Origin of the sequence: Allopusillimonas ginsengisoli (genome assembly GCF_004153455.1) — a bacterium.
GTDB classification, from domain to species: domain Bacteria; phylum Pseudomonadota; class Gammaproteobacteria; order Burkholderiales; family Burkholderiaceae_B; genus Allopusillimonas; species Allopusillimonas ginsengisoli.
Genome location: NZ_SDQE01000017.1, coordinates 43,956 through 67,271 on the forward strand (window position 1 = coordinate 43,956; position 23,316 = coordinate 67,271).

Below are 23,316 nucleotides of genomic sequence, written 5' to 3' on the forward strand. Positions count from 1 at the left end.
TGTTATCCGATGGTTTCTACTCGGCAGCGCCTGCCTCGCCCAATCGGGCAACGCGGTGTTCGTCCGCTGCATGTCCGTCTTCTTTCCTGTCGGCAGCGCGCCAGAGCGCTTTTTTGCTCAGGCTCCGCAATAGCACATAGAAAACCGGTGTCAGGAACAATCCGAAGAACGTCACGCCCAGCATTCCGAAGAACACGGCCACGCCCATGGCATGGCGCATCTCTGAGCCCGCGCCACTGGAAAGCACCAGCGGCAGCACACCCATGATGAAAGCGATCGAGGTCATCAGAATCGGTCGCAGCCGCAGGCGGCTGGCTTCAATGGCAGCCTTGACCACCGACAAGCCCTGTTGCTCGAGTTCACGCGCAAACTCAACAATAAGAATGGCGTTCTTGCAGGCCAGGCCCACCAGCACCATCAAGCCGATCTGGGTAAAAATATTATTGTCACCACGGGTCAGCCACACCCCGGACAAGGCTGCCAGAATCCCCATCGGCACGATCAGTATCACCGCCAGTGGCAAAGCCAGACTCTCATAGAGTGCCGCCAATACCAGGAACACCAGCAACACACTGATGGGAAACACCCATACCCCAGCATTGCCCGCCAGTATTTGCTGATACGTAAGATCCGTCCATTCGAACTTCACGCCGCGTGGCAGCACCTTTTCCGCCACGCGCTCGGCCGCGGACTGCGCCTGATCCGAAGAGAATCCCGGCGCGGGCCCGCTGTTGATGTCCGCCGCGGTGTAGCCGTTGTAGCGAACCACCATCTCCGGGCCAAATCCCGGCGTGACATGCACCAGGGATGACAGCGGCACCATTTCGCCATCCCGATTCCGGGTTTTCAGCCGCAGAATATCCTCGGGCTGTGACCGGAATGGCGCATCGGCCTGCGCGCGCACCTGATACACCCGTCCGAAGCGATTGAAATCATTGACGTACAGCGATCCCAGGTAAATCTGCATCGTGTCGAACACATTGCTGATGGGCACCCCAAGCTGCTTGGCCTTGACGCGATCGAGATCGACATCCAGTTGCGGCACGTTGATCTGATAGCTTGAAAAGGCGGGGCCCAGTTCGGGCGTTTTGGCAGCTTCGGCCAGAAAGGCTTTGGTCACCTTGTCCAATTCGGCATACCCCAACGCGGCACGATCCTCAATCTGCAGCTTGAAGCCGCCTACCGTCCCCAGACCCATGACGGGAGGCGGTGGAAACACCGCAATATAGGATCCCGCGATATCTGCGTATTTGCTGTTCAGGGCCGCCGCAATCTGGTCTGCGGAAAGCGCCCGATCCTTGCGATCGGCAAAAGCATCCAGGGTCACAAAGACAATGCCGGCGCTCGAGCTGTTGGTGAACCCGTTGATCGAAAGCCCCGGGAAGGCAATGGTGCTTTCCACGCCAGGCTGGTCAAGCGCAATCTGGCTCATCTGGCGGATCACCTTCTCGGTGCGATCCAGGGATGCGCCGCTGGGCAACTGCGCAAAACTGATCAGGTATTGCTTGTCCTGCGCCGGCACAAAGCCACCGGGAACGATATAGGATATGCCTAATGTCATGGCCAGCAACAGCACATACACGCCCATGGAGGATGCCTTGCGGCGGATCACGCCGGATACCCCACGGGCATAACGATCCGAGGATCGTCGAAAAAAGCGGTTGAAACGATCGAAAAAACCTCCAAACAGGCGGCGCAATACGCGCGTCAGCCAGTCCGGCTTTTCGTTTCGCCCTTTCAGCAATAGTGCCGACAGCGCGGGCGACAGCGTGAGTGAGTTAATCGCCGATATCACTGTCGAGATGGCAATTGTCATGGCAAATTGCTTGAAAAACTGCCCGCTCAATCCTGTCAGGAAGGCCAGGGGAACGAATACCGCGACCAGCGTCAGTGCAATGGCGATGATAGGGCCGCTGACCTCGCGCATGGCGCGATACGTGGCTTCGCGCGGGCTGTAACCTTCTTCGATATTTCGTTCGACATTCTCCACCACCACAATGGCATCGTCGACCACGATACCGATGGCCAGTACCAGTCCGAACAGCGACAAGGCATTGATGGTGTAGCCAAAGAGCAGCATCAAAGCAAACGTGCCGATCACGGAAACAGGCACTGCTAGCAATGGAATGATGGAAGCACGCCAGGTTTGCAGAAACACGATGACAACCAGCACAACCAGCGCAATGGCCTCAAGCAATGTCTTGACCACGGCCTTGATGCTGGCCCGCACAAACTGCGTCGGGTCATAGGCAATCCGGCTCTCGAGCGATGTCGGAAAATCAGCCGACAGCTCCTTCATCGCGGCCCTGACCTGATCTGAAACCTCGAGCGCGTTGGCCCCAGGCGATTGCATGATGCCCAGTCCGACAGCCGGCTGATTGTCCAGCAATGAACGCAGCCCATACTCGGATGCGGCAAGCTCGATGCGCGCGACATCGCCCAGGCGGGTCACGCCGCCATCCGGCGATGTCTTGAGGATAATGTCCGCAAACTCTTCTTCGGTTTGCAAGCGCCCTCGCGCATTCACCGAAAACTGTGTCGCCACCTCCGGCCCGGCGGGCGACGCCCCGATCACGCCGGCCGCCACCTGCACATTCTGTTCGCGGATAGCGGCGATGGCGTCACTGGCAGTGAGGTTCCGCTCTGCCATTCTTGAAGGGTCCAGCCACACACGCATGGAATAGTCGCCAGCACCCCAGACCTGTACCTCGCCCACACCTGGAATACGTGCCAGCCTGTCCTTGACATTCAACACCGCATAGTTGCGCAGATAGGTGGCGTCATAGTGATTGTCGGGCGAAACCAGATGCACGACCATCGTCAGCGTCGGCGAGGTTTTGATGGTTGTGACCCCGAGACGTTGCACGTCTTCCGGCAAACGCGGCAGCGCCTGTGAAACCCGGTTCTGCACCAATTGCTGCGCCTTGTCCGGATCCATGCCCAGGTTGAAGTTAACCGTGACAACGAGATTGCCGTCGCTATTGGCCTGCGACTGCATGTACAACATGTTTTCCACCCCGTTAATGGCCTCCTCCAGCGGCGCGGCGACCGTTTCAGCGATCACTTTGGGGTTTGCCCCCGGATACTGGGCACGCACAACCACCGATGGCGGCACCACCTCGGGATACTCCGAAATGGGAAGCTGGAAGACCGCCAGTGCGCCGGCCAATAGAATCAGCACCGACAGCACCCCGGCAAAAATGGGGCGATCAATAAAAAATTTCGAAATGTTCATGAATTAGCCAGGATCAAGAAGCTAAAGAAGAGGCGACGGCGTCGGCAGTTTCCAGGTGCCCTGTCTCCGAAGCACCCGCGTCAGGCGCGCCGCTGCGCGCAAACGGACTGGACGTAGCCTTGGGCGTGCTTGTGTCTGCCAGAGAACCCGACGCAGGCAATGACGGTTGTTCAGCCAGCGCCGGGCGAGGTCGCACCAGATCGCCGGGGCGTACTCGCTGCAGCCCATCAACCACGATGCGCTCGCCGGGCGACAAGCCCGCTTCCACCACTCTCTCGCCTTCTTGCATCGCCCCCAACGTCACCTGGCGATAGGCAGTTTTGTCCTCGTCGTTCAACACCAGCACAAAGCGCTTGTCCTGATCTGTGCCAATTGCCTTCTCGTCAATGAGAACGGCCTGCCTCGGCGCACCACCACTTACTCTCAAGCGGGCATACAAACCAGGCAGCAAGACGCCATCCTTGTTATCAAAAATCGCCCGCACCCGTATGGTTCCCGACGTCGCATTCATGCGATTGTCGATCGACGCCACGTGACCCAAGCGCGGATAGCCCTCTTCATTGCCCAGGCCCAACGCAACCCGCATCGCCACACCGGGCGTTTTACGGGCTTGGTTCATGAACTGCAGGTAGCTCTGCTCGTCCAGATCGAAACTGGCATATATCTTGTCCACGGAGACCAGGGAAGTCAGCACGGGGGCATTGGCGCCAGCCTGCACAACGTTGCCCTCTGTCACTTCCGCGCGCGACACTCGCCCGGAAATCGGCGCCACGATACGCGTGTGCTCCAAATCGAGTCGCGCAGCTTGCAGCGCCGCCGCCGCAGCCGCTTCATCGGCCGATGCCACGCGTGCTTCATTGCGCTTCTGGTCAAAATCACGCTTGGCTACGGCATTGGCCGCCAACAGCCTTTTGGCCCGTTTCAGCTCAGACGCGGAATAGGCAACACGGGCCCGCGCACCAGCGAGTTGCGCCTCGGCCCGGTCTACGGCAGCCTGATAAGGACGCGGGTCTATCGTAAACAGCTCATCGCCCTGTTGAACCAGGCTGCCGTCTTCGAAATGCACTGCCGTAATCGTGCCGGATACCAGAGGACGAATCTGCACGCGGTCAACGGCCTCAAGACGCCCGGAATAGCCATGCCAATCGGTAATGGTCTTGTGATCAACGACCGCCACATCCACGACAGCCGCGGAGACTGTCTGCATCGGAGCCGCCTGTACGTCACCCGCGTGCGTACGGTAGGCGGCAATGCCGGCCCCTGCCGTCGCCACGAAAATTAATGCTATGACGTATCGTTTGCGTAGTGAAAACATGGTGCACCCTTGGTATGGAGAAACTCCCTGGCGCCATGCGAAAGCGGATCTAAACCGCCTGGTTGCAATTCAAAACATGAACACAGGTATGCTGGCCGGGAAAGAGCAGGTATTATTTGTTTTTTCCCAGGTCAGATAAATACTGTTATTTTGCGAACACTGTTTGTCTGAACGGAACAATCAAACGACATTGTTGTCACCCGGATCCAGGAGAACGTCATGGACCGATTCCAGGCCATGCAAGTGTTTACTCGCGTTGTTGAGGCCAACAGCTTTACCCAGGCTGCCGATAACCTGGGCTTGCCCCGCTCCACTGTCACCACCACCATCCAGAATCTGGAGCGTTCGCTGCAGGTCAGGTTGCTGAACCGCACCACCCGCAGGATCAGCCTTACCCCTGACGGCGCAGCCTACTACGAACGCTGCGTGCAGATATTGGCCGATCTCGAAGAGGCTGAGTCGTCGCTGCGCGACGTGACCCGCGGCCCGCGCGGACGGTTGCGCATTGATGTGCCGCCCTCCATAGGGCGGCTCATTCTTGTGCCGGCCTTGTGCGAGTTTCATCAACGCTATCCGGACATCGAGCTAGCCCTGGGCATGAGCGATCGGCCGGTCGACATGGTGCAGGAAGCGGTCGATTGCGTGATCCGCGTCGGCGACCTCGAAGATTCGTCGATGGTGGCCAAGCGCATCGGAACCTTCGAAAGTGTCTCCTGCGCAGCGCCCGACTACCTGGAGCGTCATGGCGAACCGCGTTCCATCGAAGAGCTCGCCAACCACCAGGCGGTTCATTATTTTTCAGGCCGTACCGGGCGTATTGTCGACTGGCGCTTCCTGATCGACGGGCAGACCACGGAAATACCTGTCAACGGCGTCGTCTCCGTCAACGACGCGGAAGCTTATGTCACCTGCGGTCTGAAAGGTTTCGGACTGATACAGCCAGCCCGCTACATGGTGGCGCAACATCTGGCCTCGGGGACCTTGCGTGAGGTCCTTGCCGACCACAAGCCTCCCTCCCTGCCCATTTCCGTCGTCTATCTGCACAACCGCCATCTTTCGCCCAAAGTACGCGTATTTGTCGACTGGGTCAGCGAACTGTTCAAGCGTTGTCCGCTCCTGTCCGGCTGCGGCGATGCATTTTCTTATGATGGGGAATGTCAATTCGTCGGCAAAGCCAAAAAACCGTTGCTGCGCCAGGAGATTATGCCCAGGCAAGATATCGAAGAAAGTGTGTTCTAGTGAGGTAACATGCTCCTGCACAGGCGGCGCAGGAAAACCTGCGCCGCAAGCCTGTTGTTCTCATGTTGAATGCTGCCATGACCTCCAGAACTGCACCGCCAGAAGCCATCGAATCCCCCTATGCCTGGGCCCGGTTATTGGTATCGCTTCTGTTGATGACCATAGGCGGATCGGGAATGTACTCGATCACCGTGGTACTGCCGCAGATCCAGGCCGAATTCGACATCAACCGGTCCCTGGCCTCATTGCCTTATACCCTGACAATGGTGGGCTTTGGTCTGGGCGGTATTCTGATGGGCCGTCTGTCCGATCGCTATGGCGTGATCGCGCCTATCGTCACAGGAACGCTGGGCATCGGCGCAGGGTTTCTGCTCGCCAGTTCCGCCAGCAATATATGGCTGTTCAATCTCTGGCAATGCGTGCTGATCGGCATGCTGGGCGCCGCCGCCACGTTTACGCCGCTTGTCGCAGACAGTTCTCAATGGTTTGTACGCAGGCGCGGCATTGCATTGGCCATCTGCATGAGTGGCAACTATCTGGCGGGTGCGGTATGGCCGCCCATCATGCAGCATTTCATAGACCTGGTCGGCTGGCGTCAAACCTATCAAGGCATGGGGTTGTTCTGCCTCGCCGCGATGCTGCCGCTGGCGCTGGTGTTTCGTCGCAAGCCGCCCATGGCATCGGTAGCACTTGACGCAACACCGGGTATCAGCAAGAAAATGTCGCGCTTTGCCCGCGAAGCTGCTGCCTCGGATCCCGCACGGCCTCTGGGCTTTACGCCCGCCACCCTCCAGACCTTGCTGTGCGTGGCGGGCGTCGCCTGTTGCGTAGCCATGGCCATGCCCCAGGTACATATCGTTGCCTACTGCGGAGACCTTGGCTTTGGCGCCGCGCGCGGCGCCGAAATGCTGGCGCTCATGCTCGGGCTTGGCATCGTCAGCCGCCTCGCGTCCGGCTGGATTGCAGATTACATTGGGGGATTGCGCACCCTCTTGCTGGGCTCGGCCTTGCAAGGTGTCGCCTTGTTCATGTTTTTGTTCACCAAAGGCCTCGTATCCCTGTACGTTGTCTCAGCACTGTTTGGCTTGTTCCAGGGCGGGATTGTGCCCGCCTATGCGCTGGTTGTGCGGGAATACTTCTCGCCGCGCGAGGCTGGCACACGTGTGGGCACCGTGCTCATGGCCACCTTGTTCGGCATGGCCTTGGGCGGCTGGATGTCTGGCGCCATCTATGATTTACGCGGGTCCTACCACGCAGCTTTTCTTAACGGGATCGCGTGGAATCTGCTGAATGCAAGCATCATGGTCATGTTGATTATCCGGGCGCGGCGCGGTGTCGATCAGGCGGCCGGCGTTACCGCATGAAGACAAAAAGGCAAATGCTGTGTATCCATACAGCAAAACTCCATAAATGTTCCAGGATTTACAAAAAACCTCAAAAAAAACTTAAAACAATGGTGTAACTATCTAATATAAAGCGATTTTTTTGCTATCATCTCGGCTAATCACCTGACAACGATGACGCCGCCCATGCCAGCCACCCTACGCTCTGTTTCGCGTCGCCTCTTGCCTTTGGCACTCGCACCGCTCTGCCTGTCTGTCTTTATCGGTATGCCAACCCAGGCCGATACCAGCATGCGCTCAGCCTCGCCAGCTCGCGCCGATCGCCACAGTCCACGCATTCTTCATCGCGAAAACCTGCGCCCTGTCCACTACAGCAATTCAGGCGCGCTAACGCCTGTCAGCCTGCAGCAACCGGATCGCGATCCCAGCCTGCCAGGGCAAACCGAACCCGCCACTGAACCTGATATCGAACCGCTGACCGGCAAGGCCGTGCTGCAATCCGAAGTCGCCTATGTGCAGGATCTCGCCAGCTCCACCGTTCTGTACGACAAGAACAGCGATGAAGTCCGCCCCATCGCCTCCATTTCCAAATTGATGACCGCATTGGTCGTTGCCGAAGCGCGGCAGCCTATGGATGCGGTACTGCGCATTTCGGATGCGGATGTCGACAGGCTGCGTCATTCGCGCTCCCGCCTGTCGGTAGGCACAGAACTGAGCCGGGCAGACATGCTGCATCTGGCGCTCATGTCTTCCGAGAACCGCGCGGCGCATGCGCTGGCGCGCTACTACCCTGGCGGCATGCCAGCCTTCGTGCGTGCCATGAACGACAAAGCGCGTGCCCTGGGCATGCGCAATACACGCTTTGTCGAGCCAACTGGCTTGTCCAGCGAAAACGTTTCATCCCCGCGCGACCTTGTCCACCTGCTCCAGGCCGTCAGCAAGCAGCCGCTTATCCATCGCTACACAACAGATGACACCTATCGGGTCACGGTCGGAAAAGGCCGGGAACTGGTCTACAACAATACCAATCGCCTGGTACGCAATGGAAACTGGGATATCAAGGTATCCAAAACCGGATTCATCAATGAAGCCGGTGAATGCCTGGTCATGCTGACCCGGATCGGTGACCGCGACCTGGCCATTGTCCTGCTCAATTCCAGCGGCCGCTACTCTCGCATTGGCGATGCCGTACGCTTGCGCAATCTGGTCGAAAACTCCAACGTCATCGCCATGCTGTAGGCAAGGCAGACATGTGCATCGCTTACCTGGCCATCTCGGCACATCCGCGGTGGCCTTTGTTTATCGCAGCCAACCGGGACGAATTCCATGCCCGTCCATGCCTGGCCGCCGCGCCCTGGCCCGATCGCCCGGACATCATCTCAGGGATAGATACGTTGGCAGGGGGGACCTGGCTGGGCGTCACCAAACAGGGCCGTTACGCACTCATCACAAATTATCGCGATCTCTCCACTGTCATCCCTGACGCACCTTCCCGCGGCGCACTTGTCAGCAATTATCTCGCAGGCGCGCAGGCGCCACAGGAATATGCCGGCCACGTGCAGGCTCAGGGCCATGCGTACAATGGCTTCAACCTTATCGTGGGCGATCATCGACAGGCCTGGTATGTGGGCAACCGGTCGGGCCAGGACAGCCCGACGCAGCTCGCGCCAGGGCGTTATGTATTGTCCAACCACCTGCTGGATACTCCCTGGCCCAAGTCGCAGCGTCTGCGTCGAGCACTCGACACGCTTTCTTTCGATGGGCTGAACCAATCACTCACCCCTGTCTTCCGGGCTTTGCGCGATACGACGGTGGCCGAGGATCAAGCCTTGCCCGCCACAGGCCTGGCGCTTGAGCGCGAGCGGCTATTGAGCAGTCCTTTTATTGTCAGCGACACCTACGGCACCCGCTGCTCCACTGTGATTGCCCTGCAGGCGGAAGGCCCATCGCTATTGAGCGAAACCAGCTACAACGCGCAGGGCCATCAAACGGAACGCCACGACTGGCCTTTTCCAGGCCCGGCCTTGTAGCCCGCACAGGACACCACAAACCGATAGCGCCATTCGACATTCAATGCAGGGTTCTGCGTGTGCCGCCCTGGACCTGCTCCTGTCCCTGTGTCCGGATTTCGTTTTCCAGCGAGTTCAGGGCATCTTCCCAACTGCGCAGAGGCACACATGTCTGCAAGCGCACAATGGCCTGTTTTATCAAGGCAGTGTGCAATTCATGCCCGATGCCCGAAGCGACATCCAACGTCGCATCTCCCTGAAGCTCACCCAGGCGAACCAGCGTGGATTCTACGTTGTCCGCCGAGACCTGTTGATCGTTGGCGCCATGGAAGAAATGCAGAATGGTGGCAGGCGGCACTGTCGCGGGCGCCTGGACATACAGGCCAGAAAACGCCAGGATGCGGCCAGCCAGATCAGGCTGCGCATGCGCTGCCTCCAGCGCCATTGATGCACCTTGCGAAAAGCCTGCCACCGCTGTCTGCTGGCCGGTCAGGCCATATTCTTTCTGCAGGTCTCGGATAAAACTGATCAAGTTGCGCAAAGCTTGCTGCATCTGATCCGCGTAATTGGCGGTTTGCAGTGCATCAGGACTCACCCAGTAATAGCTTCCCGGTTCAGACGCTGTTCGCGTATTTTTGCCTTCGAAAGCATAAGGCAGCACGACCATGGAGGCCGGAAAAGCCTGTTTGATGGCATCTGCCAGCGGAAACAACTGCTCGGGGCTGGCTGACTCACCATGCAGCAGCACAAACAACAGCTGGGGCTTGCCGCTGCGTGGAATAAAAATATAGGGTTGGGGCAAAACTGATTTCTCCCGCTCAAGCCAGAATCCATTTCATTTTCAAAAATTGTACGCCACCCAGCCAATCCCGGACAGACAAGCAATTATTGGCAAGTCGCTTTATACTGTGTTTTTAAACAGTATTTGGAGACTGAGGCTGCCTGGTACAGCCATTTGATGGTCATGGCACACGCACGTTCGTCACCCTCCTTGCGCCACCCCGAGCGTATTCATCCAGCCTTGTGGCGCGGCAGCCAACTGGCGCGGCCTTGTCATGCCACGACAAGCACAGGCCATCCAGAGCTGGATCAAGCCCTTCCCGGCCAGGGCTGGCCCGTGGGCGCGCTCATCGAGCTTTTTCCCAGTCGGACAGGCATAGGCGAACTTTCCCTTCTGCGGCCATGTCTGGCTGGCCTGTCTTGCCAGCGCAGCATTTTTCTGGTTGCCCCGCCCTACCCGCCCCATTTCCACTGCTGGTTCAATTGGGGGCTGGAACAACACCGTCTGCACTGGATATCGCCGCGATCGCCAAGCGACACCCTTTGGGCCGTAGAACAAATTCTGCGTCACAATGCCAGCGCTGCCCTGCTTTGCTGGACAAACTCCCTGCGGACAAGCACTCTGCGTCGCCTGCATCTTGCCGCCCGCCAAAGCGAATCTCTTTTTTTCATGATGCGACCTCCTTCTGAGGCCGAACACGCCAGCGCGGCACCCTTGCGCCTGCTTGTGCGGCCCAGCCTTCAAGGCGTGGATATCCACATCCTGAAACGCAAAGGGCCGGCCTGTGAACAACCCATTCGTTTGGCTTTGTATCCCACCCGGTCCGTCCGAATCGCGCCAGCACCCTATCATGCCGCTCTGGATCAGTCTTTATCTGCCTACGCATAGGCTGGACGTCACTTTTCCGCATTGGTCGGCTGACACACTGGCCGCGGTGCTGGCCGGCGGAAAGATCTGCGCATGCACCCCAGCCGCCTACCGCCGGGGCATACGCACCGGGATGAGTGCCGGCACCGCGCAGGGGCTGGCGCCCAAGCTCAACCTGGCGCAGGATGATGCGCAGCAACGCACACAGCACCTGCATGGCCTTGCGCTGAGCATGCTGCAGTACACGCCTTGCATAAGCTGTTTTCGCGAACACGCTGTGCTCATGGAGGTCAGCGCCAGCCTCAGCCTGTTCAAAGGCCCGCGTCAACTATGCCGGCGTATTCGCGCCACCTTGCGCAATATGGGCACACAGGTCTGGCTGGGCGTGGCCCCCACGGCCTTGGGTGCCTGGGTACTGTCCCGTCAATCCGCAAGATATCGCCGGGCATTATCGCTACGCACATTGCATCGCCGGCTTGATGCCTTGCCCGTGCGCACACTCCCCGCTGTCTTGCCTTATGCCGACTGGCTTGAAGGCGTGGGATGCCGTCAATTGGGCCAATTGCGCAAACTCCCCCGCCAAGCGCTTCAACAGCGCAGCAGCCCTCAACTTATGCAAGAGGTCGATGCCGCCTATGGCCTGCTGCCCGAGGGGTTCTCCTGGTTTGAAGCGCCCTTGTCCTTCAGACAGCGGCACGAACTGATCGAACACCTGGAGCATAGCAATGCGATCATGGCAGTGGCGGTCAGGCTGATTGAACAGCTCTGCGGATGGCTTCAGGCTCGTCAACAATCCGTGCGCTATCTTGAACTCCTGCTGCATCATGAAAAAGGCCGCCATGCGCGTCCGCCCACGTCCTTGACATTGCGTTTTTCCGAAAGCGCCTGGCAACCCAATGATTTTTCCGATGTACTGCGCGAGCATCTGCATACGCTCATCCTGCCCGCACCTGTCATCAGTCTGGAACTGGCGGCCCCTCAGACGACGCCCCGACCCGCGGCCAGTGGCAGCCTTTTCCCGGAACCCGCGCAATGGCAGCGACAAGAGCATCGTCTGCTCGATTTGCTGCAGGCGCGCCTGGGTGCAGGGCATGTTCTGTGCAGCAAACCTGTTGCTGACTACCGGCCGGAACAGGCAAACCTGTGGCAACCACTCGATGCGCCGGGAGCACCAGCCCCGCAAACGCCGCCACCGCGCTTGCCGGCGCATTCACGTCCCTTCTGGTTACTGGCCTCTGCACAGAAACTGCGTACAAAAGATAACTACCCCGTTTATCAGAACAGGACGCTACGTCTGGTGCAAGGCCCTGAACGCCTCGAAAGCGGATGGTGGAGCGGCTCAGGCCACGAACAGCGAGACTATTTCATAGCGCAGGACACGCAAGGCGCCCGCTACTGGATATATCGCGAACGCGAAGCCGGCGACGCTGGCTGGTTTCTTCAGGGGATCTTCGGATAAGAAAATGCCCATGCAGACCCATACCCTGATCGATTATGCTGAACTGGATTGCCTGTCTAACTTTTCTTTTCTTCAGGGGGCCTCCCATCCAGAACAGTTGGTGGAGCGCGCGGCCAGGCTGGGCTATCAAGCCTTGGCCTTGTGCGATGAATGCTCGCTGGCAGGCGTCGTCCGCGCTCATACAGAGGCCGCCAGGCTGGGCCTTAAGCTGATCATTGGCAGCCGCTTCAGACTGGACAGCACATATCTGATCATTCTGGCCCGCAATGAAAAAGGTTATGGCGACCTGTCCGAATTGATCACGCTGGCGCGGCGGCGCAGCGCAAAAGGCCATTATCAATTGGCATTGGAAGACATCGCCAGCCCTCCCCCAGGCAGCGAACACTTGCGCGGCCTGCCCGATTGCCTGGCCATTCTGCGACCAGATTACGGAATCAGCGAAACAACGCTGGAAAACCATTTGTTGCGTCTGGGTCAGGTTTTTCCGGAACGCTTATGGCTGGGGCTGGCCCTACATCATCATCATGCAGACGCCCAGCATCAGGCCAGGCTCGAACAAGCGGCGCAACGCACGCGAGTCAGGATAGTCGCCCTGGGCCAGGCCGAGATGCATGCACGGTCATGCCAGCCGCTGCATGACACGCTTGCAGCCATCCGCCTCAAGCAACCGCTGTCCCAATGCGGCTATGCGCTCAAGCCCAATGCCGAATATCATTTGCGCAGCCGATTTCGCCTGGCCAGCACCTACCCTGCCCAAGCGATTGCCGAAACCCTGCTTATCAGCCGCCTGTGCACGTTTAACCTCAAGGAGATTGCCTATCAGTATCCACAGGAAATCGTACCCGAGGGCATGGCCCCTGATGTCTATCTGCGCGATGAAACCTTTGCCGGCGCCCGAAAACGTTATCCGAATGGTCTCAGCGCAAAGATCCGCAGTCAGATTGAAAGCGAATTGCTGATTATCCGCACGCTGAACTATGAGCCTTATTTTCTGACGGTCTACGATATTGTCCAGTTTGCCCGCAAGCGCGGCATCCTGTGCCAGGGGCGAGGCTCGGCGGCGAATTCCGCAGTCTGTTATTGCCTGCACATCACGGAAGTCGACCCCGAAAATGGCAATGCCCTGTTCGCCCGCTTCATCAGCAACGCCCGCAAAGAACCGCCTGATATTGATGTTGACTTCGAACATGAGCGTCGCGAAGAAGTCATTCAATACATCTACAAGAAATATGGCCGTGAGCGAGCAGCCCTGACGGCTGTCGTCACAACTTATCGTATTCGCAGCGTTTTGCGCGATACCGGCAAGGCGCTGGGTATTGATCTGGATCTGATCGGTCGCATTGCAAAATCCTTCCATTATTGGGATGGCAAGCAAGGCTTGCTTGAAAAGCTGGCCGAACATGGCCTGGATCCCGACGGCCCCGTCGCGAACAAGTGGATAGGGCTGATTGAGTCCTTGCTGGGCTTTCCCAGACATCTGTCACAGCATCCCGGCGGCTTTGTGATCGCCCGCGGCAAGCTCAGCCGTCTGGTGCCTATCGAAAATGCCGCCATGCCAGACCGGTGTGTTGTGCAGTGGGATAAAGATGATCTGGATGCCATGGGTTTGCTGAAGGTCGATGTGCTCGGGCTGGGGATGCTGTCCGCCCTGAAGCGTTGCCTGACCCTGGTCGAGCGCCGTCGTGGCCAGCCGATGCTGATGCAGGAGATTGCCAACGACGATAAAGACACCTACCACATGATCCAGCGCGCCGACACCGTGGGCGTTTTCCAGATTGAATCGCGTGCCCAGATGAGCATGCTACCACGTCTCAAGCCCGAAAAATTCTACGATCTCGTCATACAAGTGGCCATTGTCCGGCCTGGGCCGATACAGGGCGGCATGGTGCATCCCTACCTGCGGCGGCGCAGGCGCGAAGAAAAAGTGGACAGTCCCACGCCTCAGATTGCGGCCGTACTCGAGCGTACCCTGGGTGTGCCCATCTTCCAGGAACAGGCGATGCAGATTGCCATGGTTGCCGCGGGCTTTACCCCGGACGATGCCGACTTGCTGCGACGCTCTATGGCCGCCTGGCGACGCAAGGGCGGTGTTGAGAAATTTCGTGATCGCCTGATCAAGGGCATGATGGATCACGGCTGCTCCGAAGCCTATGCGCTCAGTCTCTACCGGCAACTGGAAGGGTTTGGCGAATACGGTTTTCCTGAAAGCCACGCCGCCAGTTTCGCCAAGCTGGCCTACATCAGTGCCTGGTTCAAGTGTCACGAGCCGGAGGCTTTTCTGGCCGCGCTGCTCAATGCTCAGCCCATGGGGTTCTATTCGCCCAGTCAATTGGTGCAGGACGCACGACGCCATAACGTGCAAGTGCTGCCGGTAGACGTGACGATCAGCCAATGGGAGTCCACGCTTGAATACCCTGACTGCGCAAGCCATCAACCGCCTCGCACCAACGCCACAGCGGCAGACAGTGAGATCCGGCCTGCCGTGCGTCTAGGTTTGAACCGTATCAAGAGTCTGTCTGAATCGGCTGGGCTGCGGATAGAAGCAGCGTGCCACACACGCCCCTTCAACAGTTTGCATGATCTGGCGCTGCGCGCCAGCCTGACGCGTCACGATATGGATGCGCTGGCCGCCGCTGGCGCCTTGCACACCATAGCCGGCCATCGAGGCCAGGCACGCTGGCAAGCGGCCAGCCCTGCCCTGAACGGACTGCTGCGCGAAGCACCTATCCACGACAGCGCCCAGCCAGCCCTGCCCGCACCTACAGAAGGCCAGAATATCAGCGCCGACTATCACTCGCTGGGCCTGACCCTGGGACGCCATCCTCTTGCCTTGCTGCGCAAACAGCTTCAAGACCGCCACTTTGCTCCCGCCTGTACGCTCATCGAAGAATATCCGGATCGACGGCTGGCTCGGGCCTGCGGGATCGTAACCGGCCGCCAGCGCCCTCAAACAGCAAATGGCATTGTGTTCGTCACGCTCGAAGATGAAACAGGCAACGTCAATGTGATTGTTCGGGCGGAGCTGGCCCAACGACAGCGCATGGAGCTGGTAAATTCGAGACTGATGGGCGTTTATGGTGTCTGGCAGAAACAGTCGGGCATCTGCCATTTGATGGCGTCCAGGCTGGTGGATCTCACGCCCTTGCTGAACGATTTGCCTACGCGAAGCCGCGATTTCCATTGACCGGGTCCCTGTGTCCCTGCGCTTCCTTTAAAATAAGGGATCAATCATAGAGGATGTCACCATGAGCAATCTGCTCAAGCAGCAAATTTCCGATGCCGTCAAAACAGCAATGCGCGCCAGGGATACAGCCCGCCTTGGCACCTTGCGTTTCCTGCTGGCCGCCATCAAGCAAAAAGAGGTCGACAGCCGGCAGGAACTCACCGACGCCGATGTCACCGCCATCATCGAGAAACAGGTCAAGCAGCGCCGTGAGTCCATTGCTGCGTTCGAGCAGGCCGGCCGCACCGAAACCGCTGAACAAGAAAAAGCCGAACTCGCGGTATTGCAAGCCTTCCTGCCTCAGGCTGCGTCACCAGAAGAAGTCGATGCCGCCATTGGGGCGGCCATTGAGCAAGTGCACGCCCAGGGAATCACTGGCGGGCCAGCCATGGGCAAGATCATGGCCCTGCTCAAAGTATCGCTGGCAGGCCGCGCCGATATGTCGGCGATATCAGGCAAGGTAAAGTCCAGGCTGGGCTGACGCGCTCGCGCAACGCCCCGCGGGGATCGAGGCTACTTATACGCCACGCAAACCGAGGTATCCAGCAGTACCGACTGCCGCATGGCTCGAAGCGCAGCATCATCCCACGGCTTGTGCCCCCATACGGTATGAGTCACCTTGGTGTGGCTCTTGTCGACAGCCTGGATATCGGTACGGGCGACTTCCAGGCCGCCCAAGGGGCCTTTTACCGTGACTGAGCCGGATTGCAGATCAGGATTGATCTGAGCATAGACATCGTATTGTTTTTTGCCACGAAGACACTCGTCCGCCTGGTTCTGGACGCGTAGATAAACGATTTGATAGCTGCGCGGCACAGTATAGGTAACCGAAGGAGATGTGCCATCGTCATTTATGCCTCCTGCACACCCCGTCATTAGGACGGCAGCGCCGATACCGACAACGAGTGCTTTCACCATCGCCTCCCTGGCATACGTTTACCATCAGAAAGTTAGCATGCTGCCGCGTGCCGTGGTGAAATTTTTTCGTCGCCGCAATCATGGGGGTCGGCGCCGCCGGCCGACAGCGCCGGGTAATCGATATATCCCTTGGGACCATCCGTATAGAAAGTGCTGCTGTCCCAGTCGTTGAGTGGCGCCTGGGTATGCAGGCGCTGGACCAGATCCGGGTTGGCGATGAATGCCTTCCCGAAGGCGACGGCATCGGCAAAGCCATCTTGCAGCGCACGCGTTCCCTTGGCGATGTCATAGTTTTCGTTGACGATGACGGGCCCGTGAAACAACTGCTTGATCTGCGGCCCGAGCATGCCCTCGCCGGGTGTTTCGCGCAGAAACAGGAAAGCCAGGCGGCGCTGCCCGAGCGCAGTTGCCACATAGGAAAACAAGGCCTGCGGGTTGGAGTCGCGCATGGCATGCGCACCGCCTGCTGGCGACAGATGCACCCCTACCCTGCCTGCTCCCCATATGCCAATGCACGCATCGACGATTTCGAGCAAAAGACGGGCGCGATTTTCAATGGGGCCTCCGTAATCATCCTGTCGCTTATTACTGCCATCATGCAGAAACTGATCGATAAGATAGCCATTGGCTCCGTGTATTTCCACACCATCGAAGCCTGCTTCCTTGGCCTTGCGCGCCGCTTCGGCAAAATCGGCGACAACACGCGAAATTTCCTCGACGTGCAAGGCGCGCGGCACGACATATGGGCGCTTGGGCAAAAGCAGATTGACATTGCCTTCGCACGCAATGGCACTGGGCGCGACAGGAATCTCGCCGTTAAGGAATTCAGGGTCGGAAACCCTGCCGACATGCCAAAGCTGCAGAAAAATCTTGCCGCCACGCGCGTGGACAGCCTGGGTTACACGTTTCCAGCCCGCTACCTGCGCCCGGCACCAGATGCCTGGCGTATGCGGATAACCCACCCCCTGGGGAGATACTGACGTCGCTTCGGAAATAATCAGCCCCGCTGACGCACGCTGGCAATAATAGCTGCGCATCATGTCGTTGGGCACACGGCCTTCTGAGGCGCGGTTGCGCGTCAGCGGAGCCATTACAATCCTGTTCTCGAGCACTACGGACCCTAGTTGGATAGGGTCAAACAAATTCGTCATAATCAAATCTACAGCCGTTAAAGCGGGGTCAGCCACGACTTCAGACTGGCCAAGGATGTGTCAAGGACGAATGTCCATAAGGGTTTTTACCAGAATTTCGGTACTAACGCCAATCGACTATCGTAGTGATACTCAGCCGGCAAGGCAACCAATACAGGAGTTTCAATGGGACAATTCGCCGTCATCGGGCTCGGCCGCTTCGGCTCGGCAGCATCACTCGAGCTGATGAGAATGGGTCACTCCGTTCTGGGCGTGGATACCAGCGGCAAAGTTGTCGACCAATATGCAGACCAGCTCACTCGCGCGGTCATCGCCGACGTGACTGATCGCGCGGCGCTGGAAGAACTGGGGCTGGACAACTACGATGTCGTGCTTGTCGGCATAGGAGAAGATGTCCAGGCCAGCCTTGTCTGCGTCGTGCACCTGAAATCCCTGGGCATCAAAACAATATGGGTCAAGGCATCCTCGCATGCGCAGCATCTTATCCTGAGCAAGCTGGGTGTGGAGCGCATCATTCATCCGGAAGAAGAAATGGGCATGCGCGTCGCCCAGGCGTTGAGCTATCCGATGGTCAACGATTACATTTCCATAGGCAACGGCGAGTTCGTGGTCGAAATTGATGTCAGTGGACGTCTGGAAGGCGTGCCGCTGAGCGAAGTGCTGCGGGATGTTGGAGAGACCATTCATGTTCTGGCGGTCAAGCGTAAAACCCAGGTCACCGTACATCCTGCCACCGACATGCCGCTTCAGCCCAAGGACGTGCTGGTCCTGTTGGGCCAGTTGAGCGCACTGAAAAATATCGCTCCCAAGCTGGCCTGATCCATGCGCAACTGGCTCCCGCTGTATGGCTATCAGTCGTATGCCCGCATACGTCGCACCGGCTTGTTGCGCGCCAGCCCGCCTTTTGTGCTGGCGATGGGCTTTCTGATCCTCATCCTCCTGGGCACTGTCCTGTTGTCATTGCCGCAGGCCAGCCCGCACGGCATCAGCTTTCTCCAGGCATTTTTCATGGCAACCTCCGCCGTCACGGTCACGGGCATGACGGTCGTGGACCCCGCCGTGGATCTGACACATTTTGGCCAGATTGTTCTGATTCTGCTGGTGCAAATGGGCGGATTGGGATTTGTCACGTTTGCTGTCGTGGCAGCGGTAACGCTGGGCAAGCGCATGAGTCTGACACACCAGGCCCTTGCGCTCGAGGCCTTCAACCAGACCAGTGTGTCAAAGATACACAAGACGGCGCTGTCCGTATTCAAGATATCGATCAGCATAGAGCTGGCCAGCGCTATCATCCTGATGCTGTGGTGGAGCCGTGATTATCCGTGGGTCACCGCGACCTATCGCGCAGTCTTCCATGCCATTGCCGCCTTCAACAACGCAGGGTTTTCGTTGTTCCCCTCAAGCCTGGCCAGTTTCGTGGATGATCCAATCACTGTTTTTACCATTACAGGCTGCATCATCCTGGGCGGCCTTGGTTTCTCGGTGCTCAGCGATACAGGCCAGAAGCGCAAGTGGGCGCCGCTGTTGCCTTATACCAAAATCATGCTCATCGGCACGCTGGCGCTCAACCTGACGGGCTTTGTCTGCATCTGGGTACTTGAATTGAACAACCCGGGCACACTGGGCGACTTGCCCTGGCACGGCCAGGCCCTCGCAGCCTGGATGCAATCAGTCACCACCCGTACCGCGGGCTTTACCACGATAGACATCACGCACCTGCATGACAGCTCGACGCTGCTGATGATGATGCTGATGTTTATTGGTGGAGGCTCGCTGAGCACCGCCAGCGGCATCAAAGTGGGTACTTTCATTGTGCTGTTGGCTGCCACGCGCTCTTATATCTTTCATCGCAAAGAAGTCGTGTTGCTGAACCGCTCGATTTCTCCCATGACTGTCCAGAAATCGCTGGCTCTGCTGTTGGTGACCGCTGCGCTGGTTTTTTCGGGCGTGCTGTTGATGACGATTTTCGAGAAGGCCCCCTTTCTCGACATTCTGTTCGAAGTCATTTCGGCGGTGAGCACTACCGGGCTGAGTCGCGATCTGACCCCGCACCTTTCCGCCCCGAGTCAGATCCTGGTCGCCTTGTTGATGTTCGCGGGCCGGCTTGGCCCGTTGACGTTGGTCTATAGCATCGCCACTCAGCGTCGCAGCCGCATACGCTATCCCGAAGCAGAATTTCAGGTTGGTTGATCAGGCGCGCATCCGGGCCGATAGATCCGCCAACGCCTGTATCCTTGCGGCCATGTCCGAGACGGCGTGATGATCCGGCCGCTCCACATGCGGGATTTCGGCGATGACGGGTGTATGGCCAAACCGTTCGATAGCCTCGCGATTGCCCGCCGAGGGTGGCCCGTTCATCACCACACCCAGCACCGGGATGTGGCACGTCCGCAGCGCATGCAGGCTCAGCAAGGTATGGTTGATCGTGCCAAGGGTACTGCGCGCCACCAGCACCACGGGTAAAGCCAACATGGCGGCCAGATCTATCATCATGTGCGCTTCATCCACCGGCACATACAGCCCGCCTGCGCCCTCCACGACTAACGGCGCATCGGTAACCGGCAGGCGAAGCGTGCCGGCATCCAGGTCGACCCCTTCCTGGCGCGCGGCATCCCAGGGAGCCAACGGCGCTTGCAAAACAGAGACAGGCGCGTGCAACACACCCTGCCAAGGCTTGCCCGTACTATCCTCGCGCCCTTCACCCAGCAACGCCGCCACCGTTTCTGTGTCGCCCTGCGCGCAGACAACACCGGTCTGGTACGGTTTCCAGTAATCCGCGCCCCACGCCTTTGCCAGCACCGCCGAGACAAAGGTCTTGCCCACATCGGTATCTGTGCCGGTGACAAAAACCCCCTTCGGATTCACCTCCGTCCCGTGCCCAGTCTGTTGATCAGTCATACTCAAATATTCCAGAAAAATAGCTACGGCTGTTTGCGCCAGATGCCGTAGGCCACCTGATAGCTTGCCTTTGCGCCTGATTGATCGAAAGCCTCACACACCCGGCACAGTTGGCGCGAGCTTAATGGACGGCGCCCCGGGGCCGGCGCGGTTGCTCCAATTGCCTTGAGGCCGCGCAAGAACGCCAGCGCAGAACCGCATTCCTGCGTGATGCATTCCGATTGAACGCCGCCTTCCAGCCCTTTGTTCGCGGGCAGCGTTTCGCCTATGCTTTCCACGGACGGAAAAACCAGCGTGGCGGGAACCAGCCCCAGCGCTCGATGCGCATGCTGCCACTCCGCAAAGGTGCCCTCCGCCAGGGTCGCAATCGCCAGATAGCCGCCGGGCGCCAACAACGCTGCCAGCCGGGCCAGGCCTGCTTCCAGGTCCTGGAACCACTGCACCGCCATGCTTGAGCAGATCAGGCCGAATCCGGCGGCGCCAGCGATGCGCGCACTGAGGGCCTGATCCGGATACTCGCCATCCATGAGCACATAATGCGATACGCCGGGCAAATGCACGGCCTGTTTCGTTGCGTTCAGCATGGGTTGAGCGATATCGGTAATGACCCACGTTGCCTCATCAATGAAACCGGCCATCTCGCGCGTAAGCAGGCCCGTCCCACATCCTATTTCCAGAATATGCGGGCGGGCCGGAATATCCAGCGCGGCGATGCGCCGAGCCAGTTCCTGAGCAACGGTGTGCTGCACAAAGGCTTGCTGCTCATAGCTTGCGGCAGCAGCGCCGAATCGCTCTCTGATCTGCATCTTTCGCACCGGTGTACCCAGAGATGCCTGCGAGTGTCCCCGGCTTGCCGGCTTATCCGCAGCCAGCGACCCGGCATCAGAACCCTCGGCGGGAAAGCGCCATCGCAGAAAAGATTCAATTTGCGCCGCACACCACAGTGTGTGATCCCATGGCAATAAATGGCCTCCGCCCGCTTTCCAGACAACGTTTTCTTCGCCAAAAAGCGCGCGCGTCATGTCGACAGGAACAATAGGGTCTGCGTCGCCGGCCAGAATCAATGTGTCAGTCATGCACACTGCCTGCGCCTGGCGCCGATCCTCATGCTGCATGCGCTGCAAGTCTCTGCGCAAGGCGTCGACATTGGGCGCATGAGCGACCTTCTGCGTACCGCAGCGATGCCTGAATTCATTGACGACACCTTCCGGGTTGCCCTGCAATCGCGTCATCATTCTTTGCAGCAGGCGAGCAGCGACGCCTTGGTCAAAACCGGGAGCGGCGCTGAATCGGGAGAAACCATTGATGCTGACCCACGCCCGTACTTGCGCGGGGGCGGTGGCCAGCGCATGCATGAAGCCGAAGGAATGTCCAATCATTACCAGCGGACCCGCCGGCAGTTCAGCGGGGTGTGTAATCGCGCCGCCTTTCTGGAAATATCCAAGATCAATGGCGTGTTGCGGCCACCCGCGCAATGCATGCCGTAAAGGCTGCCAGAAATCGACCTCAAATGCCCAGCCATGAATGAAGACGAGCGTCGGCAAAATCATGTGATCCATGACGGGAAAGGCCAATCCCTTTTCTGGACCACAGAACAGCTCTTTTTGCATGTCGATATCCGAATCAGGCATCAGCCGTCTCTTGTCGGGAGAGCGATACCGACAGGGCATCGAGCAACGATGTAATGTCCGCGCGCGTATGCGCTGCGCTGAGCGCGATGCGCAAGCGGCTCGTGCCCTGGGGCACCGTAGGCGGCCGAATGGCTGTTACCAGCATGCCCCGGGTTTCCAGCCTGGCACTGAGCGACATGGCCTGCTGCGCATCACCCACCACGGCAGGCACGATGTGGGTGGAAGAAGCGCCTGTTTCCAGGCCTAGCGCTTGCAAGCCAACTCGCAGATAATCCGCATTCGCCATCAACTGCACGCGTGCCGTGTCCATTGTCGGCACGAGATCGAGCGCAGCGTCGAGCGCACCCAGCACGGCGGGAGGCAATGCGGTCGTATAAATAAACCCGGAGCACGTATTGGCAAGATAATCACACAGCGCGCGTGACCCGGCGACATAAGCGCCAAACCCGCCCAGCGCCTTGCTGCAAGTGCCCATGATCAAGTCTATTTTGCCGGGCGCGAACCCGGACAACCCCATGCCGCCAGGCCCCAACACGCCCGTTGCATGCGCCTCGTCCAGGTAAACAAAAGCGTCATGCCTTTGGGCAATTTGCGCAAGACGATACACATCAACGCAATCGCCATCCATGCTGAAAACGCTTTCGGTCACAATAAAGCGCTGCCCTCCTGTGCCCTCACGCGCCTGCAGCAGGGATTCGAGATGATCCAGGTCGTTGTGCCGAAACCGTATTTGCTTGACGCCTGCGGCGGCACATCCCTGGTGCAGGCTGGCATGGACAAGCTTGTCGGTAAATACCTGGGGGCTTGCCGCGCCCTGACCCGTCAGCTTCAACAAGGCAGGCAAGACAGCCGCATTGGCTTGCCAGCCCGACGCGAACAACAGTGCCGCCTCTGTGCCCTTTGCCCGCGCCAGCTTGGCCTCCACGGCGGCATACATCTCGGATGTACCGCATACCAGCCGCGACGCCTGAGCTCCAGCGCCATAGCGTGCGGCATACTCCTGTGCGCGGGCGATGACATCGGGGTGCTGCGAGAGTCCCAGGTAGTCGTTGCTGGAAAAATTGATGAAACAGCGGTCAGCCACCTGCACGCGGCCTGCACCCACTGGCTGCATGAGCCGCATGCGCCGCAACACGTGGCGGCGGCGGGCATCATCGAGATAATGGGAAAACAGGGGATCCATCCGGCTCATGGGAAATCGGTATAAAAGATGCAGACAAAGGGGGGCATACAAGACGCCCAAGCGT

General features: G+C 58.8%; 16 protein-coding genes and 1 pseudogene. 10 read left to right on the forward strand and 7 right to left on the reverse strand.

What is annotated here, in order from left to right; all coding sequences use genetic code 11:
- Positions 1 to 16: 16 nt before the first annotated feature.
- Entirely contained in the window at positions 17 to 3,235 is a 3,219-nt protein-coding gene (locus ERE07_RS20165; RefSeq protein WP_130010829.1) for an efflux RND transporter permease subunit, read from the reverse strand.
- Positions 3,236 to 3,248: 13 nt separating this feature from the next.
- Positions 3,249 to 4,550 (reverse strand): efflux RND transporter periplasmic adaptor subunit, encoded by a 1,302-nt coding sequence (locus tag ERE07_RS20170; protein ID WP_130010830.1) that lies wholly within the window; start codon positions 4,548 to 4,550, stop codon positions 3,249 to 3,251.
- 219 nt (positions 4,551 to 4,769) lie between these two features.
- Between ERE07_RS20170 and ERE07_RS20175 the strand changes: the two genes are divergently transcribed.
- From ERE07_RS20175 to ERE07_RS20190, 4 genes are all read left to right on the forward strand, one after another.
- A complete protein-coding gene (locus ERE07_RS20175; protein WP_130010831.1) occupies positions 4,770 to 5,789 on the forward strand; it encodes a LysR family transcriptional regulator in 1,020 nt (339 codons plus the stop codon).
- 77 nt (positions 5,790 to 5,866) lie between these two features.
- Positions 5,867 to 7,153 (forward strand): MFS transporter, encoded by a 1,287-nt coding sequence (locus ERE07_RS20180; protein ID WP_130010832.1) that lies wholly within the window; start codon positions 5,867 to 5,869, stop codon positions 7,151 to 7,153.
- A gap of 165 nt (positions 7,154 to 7,318) precedes the next feature.
- Positions 7,319 to 8,371: a D-alanyl-D-alanine endopeptidase gene (pbpG, locus tag ERE07_RS20185; protein WP_245153809.1), complete on the forward strand. Its 1,053-nt coding sequence runs from the start codon at positions 7,319 to 7,321 to the stop codon at positions 8,369 to 8,371.
- A gap of 11 nt (positions 8,372 to 8,382) precedes the next feature.
- Complete coding sequence (locus ERE07_RS20190) at positions 8,383 to 9,162, forward strand: NRDE family protein (RefSeq protein WP_130010833.1); 780 nt, start codon at positions 8,383 to 8,385, stop codon at positions 9,160 to 9,162.
- 40 nt (positions 9,163 to 9,202) lie between these two features.
- Here the strand turns inward: ERE07_RS20190 and ypfH are convergent, their stop codons facing one another.
- The gene (gene ypfH / locus ERE07_RS20195; RefSeq protein WP_130010834.1) at positions 9,203 to 9,943 is read right to left on the reverse strand and encodes an esterase; all 741 of its coding nucleotides are present in this window, start codon (positions 9,941 to 9,943) and stop codon (positions 9,203 to 9,205) included.
- A 162-nt stretch (positions 9,944 to 10,105) separates the two neighbouring features.
- On the opposite strand from ypfH, the gene imuA reads away from it, so the two are divergent.
- From imuA to ERE07_RS20215, 4 genes are all read left to right on the forward strand, one after another.
- Positions 10,106 to 10,810 carry a translesion DNA synthesis-associated protein ImuA gene (gene imuA, locus ERE07_RS20200; protein ID WP_130010835.1) on the forward strand — a complete coding sequence of 235 codons (705 nt, stop codon included), beginning with the start codon at positions 10,106 to 10,108 and terminating at the stop codon, positions 10,808 to 10,810.
- On the forward strand, positions 10,773 to 12,248 hold the full coding sequence (locus tag ERE07_RS20205; protein ID WP_130010836.1) for a Y-family DNA polymerase: 1,476 nt from the start codon (positions 10,773 to 10,775) through the stop codon (positions 12,246 to 12,248). The genes imuA and ERE07_RS20205 overlap by 38 nt, the downstream gene beginning before the upstream one ends.
- 10 nt (positions 12,249 to 12,258) lie before the next feature.
- Positions 12,259 to 15,432, forward strand: coding sequence for an error-prone DNA polymerase (locus tag ERE07_RS20210; RefSeq protein ID WP_130010837.1), 3,174 nt, complete (start codon positions 12,259 to 12,261; stop codon positions 15,430 to 15,432).
- A gap of 61 nt (positions 15,433 to 15,493) precedes the next feature.
- Positions 15,494 to 15,952: a GatB/YqeY domain-containing protein gene (locus ERE07_RS20215; RefSeq protein ID WP_130010838.1), complete on the forward strand. Its 459-nt coding sequence runs from the start codon at positions 15,494 to 15,496 to the stop codon at positions 15,950 to 15,952.
- Between the two features lie 32 nt (positions 15,953 to 15,984).
- Here the strand turns inward: ERE07_RS20215 and ERE07_RS20220 are convergent, their stop codons facing one another.
- Both ERE07_RS20220 and ERE07_RS20225 read right to left on the reverse strand, forming a co-directional pair.
- On the reverse strand, positions 15,985 to 16,389 hold the full coding sequence (locus tag ERE07_RS20220; RefSeq protein ID WP_130010839.1) for a BPTD_2524 family lipoprotein: 405 nt from the start codon (positions 16,387 to 16,389) through the stop codon (positions 15,985 to 15,987).
- A gap of 32 nt (positions 16,390 to 16,421) precedes the next feature.
- Complete coding sequence (locus tag ERE07_RS20225) at positions 16,422 to 17,540, reverse strand: alkene reductase (protein WP_130010840.1); 1,119 nt, start codon at positions 17,538 to 17,540, stop codon at positions 16,422 to 16,424.
- Between the two features lie 165 nt (positions 17,541 to 17,705).
- Between ERE07_RS20225 and ERE07_RS20230 the strand changes: the two genes are divergently transcribed.
- Both ERE07_RS20230 and ERE07_RS20235 read left to right on the forward strand, forming a co-directional pair.
- A complete protein-coding gene (locus ERE07_RS20230; protein WP_130010841.1) occupies positions 17,706 to 18,359 on the forward strand; it encodes a potassium channel family protein in 654 nt (217 codons plus the stop codon).
- Between the two features lie 3 nt (positions 18,360 to 18,362).
- A complete protein-coding gene (locus ERE07_RS20235) occupies positions 18,363 to 19,730 on the forward strand; it encodes a TrkH family potassium uptake protein (RefSeq protein WP_130010842.1) in 1,368 nt (455 codons plus the stop codon).
- Here ERE07_RS20235 and bioD read toward each other — a convergent pair.
- Positions 19,731 to 21,244, reverse strand: a pseudogene (bioD, locus tag ERE07_RS22435) (dethiobiotin synthase).
- An 817-nt stretch (positions 21,245 to 22,061) separates the two neighbouring features.
- On the reverse strand, positions 22,062 to 23,261 hold the full coding sequence (bioF, locus tag ERE07_RS20245; RefSeq protein WP_130010843.1) for an 8-amino-7-oxononanoate synthase: 1,200 nt from the start codon (positions 23,259 to 23,261) through the stop codon (positions 22,062 to 22,064).
- Positions 23,262 to 23,316 lie beyond the last annotated feature (55 nt).